The organism is Burkholderia sp. DN3021, from assembly GCF_049805555.1.
Lineage (GTDB): Bacteria > Pseudomonadota > Gammaproteobacteria > Burkholderiales > Burkholderiaceae > Burkholderia > Burkholderia pyrrocinia_C.
Genome location: NZ_JBNCAB010000224.1, coordinates 1 through 1,561 on the forward strand (window position 1 = coordinate 1; position 1,561 = coordinate 1,561).

The following is a 1,561-nucleotide window of genomic DNA, read 5'->3' on the forward strand; positions in this document are numbered from 1 at the left end:
CTCTGTCATCACGGTCTGAGTGCATGTGTCCACGCGGACACTTAGCTTCTGACCTTCTGCCTACCATTGGTAGGGCGTCGTTTATTGACGGTTTACGAAGTACTTCCCGAATTGCTTGATCAAATCCCAGTCGACGAGCCCATCGATACCATCGGCGGCGACGGCGCATACGATACGCAGGCCGGCTATGCCGCGATCACCGCGCGTAGTGCGACGCCCTCGATTCCGCCTCGCGACGGCGCGGTTTACTGGCCGCCGACCACACCCGGCGCGCTCCGGCGCAACGCCGCGCTCGACGCCATTGCACAAGGCAGTCGACACGAATGGAAGCAGCAAAGCGGCTACCACCGTCGTTCGCTGGCCGAGAATGCAATGTACCGGTTCAAGACGCTCACCGGTCCGTGCTTGTGGGCACGCCGAACCGATACGCAGGCGACCGAAGTCGCCGTTCTCGTGGGCGTGCTCAACCGCATGACCGAGCTCGCCCGCCCGCAGTCCGTCCGTATCGTCTGAAATCGTGAACAACGGCACCACTTCGTCCTCACGCCTGATTTATGCAACAACGCCGCTGCATCAGATTATCTACTGCATCGCAAATCTCGACGGTTTTACGCGATTAACCTATTTTTTAGCCCTATTAATGCTTTGGAGGTTGTCAATAACCTTCTTTTCAATTTTCGCCTCCCCCGACATTTCTCCTTTAATATTGACGCGCCGATCTTCCTTTGGAATTTCCCCCCCCCTCACCGTTCGACAGAAAGAGCAAAATACCTTTTTGTACGATTTGACATATTCGTCCGATAAAATATCACTCAATCTTACATCACTCTTCACCATCAAAACATCTGGGACGGAAACCATAACCAAATCCTTATTTTTCATGTGAAGATCCATTAGAGATTTATTATTATTGACATCCCTTCTCATGTACTCCGCCTCCAACATAATTGCTTTTATAAAATCCTTTCTCTCCATTTCGACACCCGAAAAACTCTTAGAATGCCCACTAACATCACCCAGACGATAGTCTGTTTGAAGGCGATTTGGTGGATATACCTCAGATCCGATGGCCCTCCCCTGCGTAATAAGTCGCAACGTCGAATCACTCTCTGAAACGAGAGATGTATTATGATCAACATAATACGTAATAGGGACTGATGGCGTGAAATGGCTGTCCCCAGGCACCATGACAGATGCTCTAGTCGGATCCAATGTACGCCCGACCATATGCGATTCGAGAGAATTGCTAATAGTTGACGAGGGATCTCGTCCGGGCCTCGGAGGCAGCGATGGCGGAAGATCCGGCAGGGCGCCTTCAGGTGCTGAATTAATTGCCCCGTGCGCCGTGATCAGCAGTACATTCTTCTCGTTATCTAAGGAATACAAATCAAAAGACGACGTTGATTTTTTTGTAAATACGTGACCATCAATTGTTTGTTCTGTCTTAACTATGCTCCGGCCACCTTTCCCCGGGTTAGGCAACGCCTGCGGATCGCTTCCGGTGGTCGTTTGTTTATGGCCTTGGGGATCTACCTTAACATAGGTGTCATACCCCTTCACC

General features: G+C 51.1%; 1 protein-coding gene and 1 pseudogene. One reads left to right on the forward strand and one right to left on the reverse strand.

What is annotated here, in order from left to right:
- Positions 1–96: 96 nt before the first annotated feature.
- Positions 97–513, forward strand: a pseudogene (locus ACPUER_RS36685) (transposase); the annotation flags it as partial.
- Between the two features lie 108 nt (positions 514–621).
- Here ACPUER_RS36685 and ACPUER_RS36690 read toward each other — a convergent pair.
- On the reverse strand, positions 622–1,561 hold a 940-nt coding region (locus ACPUER_RS36690; protein ID WP_425133572.1), incomplete at its 5' end, for a putative adhesin.